This is a genomic window from Desulfovibrio sp. 1214_IL3152 (assembly GCF_036763055.1).
Lineage (GTDB): Bacteria > Desulfobacterota > Desulfovibrionia > Desulfovibrionales > Desulfovibrionaceae > Desulfovibrio.
On the sequence record NZ_JBAIYW010000001.1, the window covers coordinates 1 to 3,796 of the forward strand.

The 3,796-nt window shown below is 54.2% G+C and carries 4 protein-coding genes; 2 read left to right on the forward strand and 2 right to left on the reverse strand.

Annotated features, from left to right (window positions below; all coding sequences use genetic code 11):
* Positions 1-258: adenosylcobinamide-GDP ribazoletransferase (locus V6C07_RS00005; protein WP_333534276.1), on the forward strand; the 258-nt coding region annotated here is incomplete at its 5' end.
* A 177-nt stretch (positions 259-435) separates the two neighbouring features.
* The gene (locus V6C07_RS00010) at positions 436-1,014 is read left to right on the forward strand and encodes a nitroreductase family protein (protein ID WP_333534277.1); all 579 of its coding nucleotides are present in this window, start codon (positions 436-438) and stop codon (positions 1,012-1,014) included.
* A 145-nt stretch (positions 1,015-1,159) separates the two neighbouring features.
* Here the strand turns inward: V6C07_RS00010 and V6C07_RS00015 are convergent, their stop codons facing one another.
* Together V6C07_RS00015 and V6C07_RS00020 are read right to left on the reverse strand one after the other, a co-directional pair.
* The gene (locus V6C07_RS00015; protein WP_333534278.1) at positions 1,160-1,297 is read right to left on the reverse strand and encodes a hypothetical protein; all 138 of its coding nucleotides are present in this window, start codon (positions 1,295-1,297) and stop codon (positions 1,160-1,162) included.
* A 543-nt stretch (positions 1,298-1,840) separates the two neighbouring features.
* Positions 1,841-3,172, reverse strand: a complete 1,332-nt coding sequence (locus tag V6C07_RS00020; protein ID WP_333534279.1) for a GGDEF domain-containing protein — start codon at positions 3,170-3,172, stop codon at positions 1,841-1,843.
* Positions 3,173-3,796 lie beyond the last annotated feature (624 nt).

Consider the following 3,796-nt stretch of genomic DNA (forward strand, 5'->3'; position numbering starts at 1 on the left):
TCACTGGGCGGACTGACCTGTGCCGGAGCCAGCCCCGGCCTGGCGCGGGGCTATGCGCTGGGGGCGCTGCTGCTCTTATGCATCTTATTTTTTGCAGGGCAGATTAGCCTGTGGCAAGTGCCGTTGACGGCCTGCGGGCAGTATGCTCTCATTCGTCGCACGGCGGCGCTGGCACGGGACCAGGGCGGCGTTTCCGGTGATTTTCTTGGCGCCGCCATACAGTGGGGCCAGCTCTGGTTTCTGCTGGCAACAGTATAGGCTCGTACACCGTAAAACTTCTCTGGCGGCTGCCTGGGCAGGCCCGATGACGGCTGTGCGTGGGAATTGCACTTCTGCATGCCGGATAAACGGCATAACTACGTTGAAAGTATCCCTGCAAAAAAACATGCTCTTGCCCATGCTTGAGCCTTTGCCGAACCAGGCAAGGAGGAACTCATGAATTTCAGAGAATTGGTTGAAAAGGCGCGTACCTGCCGCCGCTTCGCTGAAGAGCGGCCACTGACCATGAATGATCTGGAATGGCTTGTGGATTGTGCCAGGCTTGCGCCTTCGGCCAGAAATGCCCAGGATTTGCGGTTCAGCCTTGTTGCCCAGGGCGAAACCTGCAAAAAACTTTTTTCCCTCACCCGCTGGGCAGGCGCGCTCAAGGACTGGGGCGGGCCGCACCCCGGCGAACAGCCCACGGGCTTTATCACCATTTTCATGCCGCAGGGCGGCACTGAGCTGACATTCTACGATGTGGGCATTGCCGCCCAGACCATACAACTGGCAGCCAGCAGCCGTGACTGGGGCTGCTGCATCATCAAATCTTTTGACCATCAGGCCGTACCCGCTCTCTTGCAGGTTCCGGCCAGCCTGAAACCCGCGCTGGTGCTCGGCCTGGGCGCGGCCAAAGAAACGCGCGTTGTGGCTCCGCTGCCCGCAGACGGCAATACCACCTATTGGCGCGACGCGCAGGGGGTTCACCATGTTCCCAAAAGAACCTTGGACGATCTGATTATCGGCCGTTTCTAGGGGCTTCCGGGAGTACCTGCAAGGGCAGCTTCGAGCCGTACCCAGCAGTGTCCAACCGCTTCAGCCGCACCCATGTACCCAACTGTACTCTGGGCGCGTATATGAGCGATTCAGGAAATTCTGGGGCGTTTATATGGGTACGTTTTCAGAAGGCGCTGAGTGCGGGCAGCATTGGTAATGCTCTTCTTCCCTTTGTCTGGCTGGAAAATTGTGCAAAAGCAGCAAAAAACTTGTTGTCAGCCAGCGATGCGGCAACGGTCCGGACATGCCAGGGCTGTTTCATGAACCAACTGCTCCGGCAGGATAATTTCACAGGCTGGCAAAATTCGAAGCGCCCGCCCCACAGTTCCAACCGTGCGCGTTTGCACGGTCAGGCGTGGGACGGGCGCTCACCAGTGACGGGTACGTGTGCATGACGGCTGCTTGCCTGTGGCGGCGCTTGCTTATGGGCGGCTGCGCCTGTCGCGGATGATTGTCTGTAATAGTCTGAAATACCTGACGCAGCGCAATTGCAGAACCAAACGTCACCAGCCGCCATGCGGTGTCGTCTGGCCCGGATTAACGCTCTGCAGGGCATGTTTTTCAGCAAAAAAAGTGAGGGCTGCCCCACTACTGACAGCCCTCTTTTTTGTACGTCCTGCATTCTGAGATAATTAACCGCAATGCGGCTATGGCCGCGGCTGCCGGCGTTGCATGCCACGAAATGCAACGCAGAGGCGCTCAAACGGCACTCTTTCTCACGAACACACCCACGACGCACAAATATGCGTATCAAAACATTTTTCAAACAGTATGCCTTTACGGCGCCGGAATCCACCCCGGCGCTTCAATCGCCGTTGTCATGCAGACAAAGGATGGCGCCCTGTCTCTTGCCACCTTCCTTGGCATTATACAAAGCCTTATCGGCCATTTTATAAAAGTCTTCATAGCTGTGGCGCCCTGACTGGCTGTAGGCAACCCCAACGCACATCCCTATGCACATGCCGTCAACCAGAGGCTCTTCCAGCTTGGTCGCAAGGTTTTTGCTGACACGAAAAATCCTTTCCTGCGGCATATTCTGTACAAAAACGGCAAACTCATCACCGCCAAGCCGAAAAATGGTATCATCCTTGCGAAAGCCCTGCCCCAGCAGAGCGGCAAAGGCCTTCAGCACCGCATCGCCCACCGCATGTCCGGCGGTGTCGTTAACCGCCTTGAAATCATCCAGATCAAAAATAAGCAAAGCCGCACTGGTGCTGGTTCCGTTCGTTGCTGCCAACCGTGAAGCAACAATGCTTTCGCCCGCAGCCCGATTGTAAATACCGCAAAGAGGGTCTTTTTCCGCCCGGCGCACCAACGCGTCCCTTTCCTTGATGCTGGCATGCACGTCTTTAAGAAAACCTATGATGCCGAGTTCATGAGTGCATGGATCGCTGTAGCTCACAACTGTCAGGCTGTGCCAGGTAAAGGGCGAGCCGACCTTGAGCCTTGCGCGCACCTCGCAGGTACAGTCATCTTCGTCACACAGGGCAAGGCGGATAAGCCTGATGATCTTTTCATTCTGCCCGGAGGCCAAAAGACCGTGACGTAAAAGGGCTTTCGGCACACTTCGGGCTTTAAGCAGACCACCGCACGAAGCCAGGCCCTGATCAAGATTGCTGATGATTCCGGTAACCGGATCCATCTGAAAAACCATATCCACAGTGCTGTGCAGCAGCGCTTCAAGGCGATTACGGTTTTTTGCCAGATCATTTTCTTTGTTCACACGTTCGGTGATATCCTGAAAAAGACAGGTGCAATAGCCGTACTGGGGCTGATGACAGGTTACGGCAAGATGTCTGCCCAGCGATGCCCAGAAGCCGGTCATTTCCTGTATATGTCCCTGGTAGGCCGTCTTCCAGAAAATTTCCAGCCATACTCTGTCCAGCTTCAGATGGGAGTCAATAAGAGAAACTCCGGTCAGCCATTCGCGGGGAACACCAAAAAGCGTGAAAAGAGCCTCATTGCCATAAACAACCATCAAGTCGCAGGGACGGCCCATCATATCCAGATCTACCCGCATAACCGCGAGGGCCTGAGGCAGGCCCTGCAGAAAATCCAGACGGTTCCCGCAAGCAAGGGGCGCTTCACGAGCGAGTGTCTGAAAAAAACCTGCAGAACGTCCATCCACAGCTTTCATCTGACGCTCCACACGCCGGCCGTAACCGGTCTTAGAAAAAACTTGGTACAACAACTTTCGAGGTCCATACCGTACATCCGACATATTTATAGCAAAAACTTATATAGCTTTTATCATATTAAAATACAGCAATACTGTCAATAATTCCTAACAATAATTTTCTGTCAATGTTTTAAACACGGCCAAAACAGTGCGCATCTTTTAAAAAAATAAAAAAAGCGATGCGGAGATGCATCGCCCAATGCAAAGGATCAACATTTTTCTGTAATAATTAAAAACGCTTTGCCGAGTCACCGACAGGAGGCAGAGCGGACAGAAAAAGATGAATACACAGAGTCACCAAGACAAAAACCGTGATGCGGGTCAGACATAAAAAATGTACTTACCTATACCGACGGCCTGTTCACGCCTCATGAAGAAATATTTTACGTTTTGGCCGCAGCGGTCACCGAAATGGCTGTCCCTTACGCCCGGCCATAACGCAAAAGCCACTGATTAAAAACCTCGGCCAGCAAAGAGTCACCCATAGCGTATGCCGCACGGCGGGCATGTTGCACACGCGCCTTGGCTTTTCCTTCCCGACGGTCCGCACCGGATGGCCCTGTCAGGGCGGCCCGCACCGAA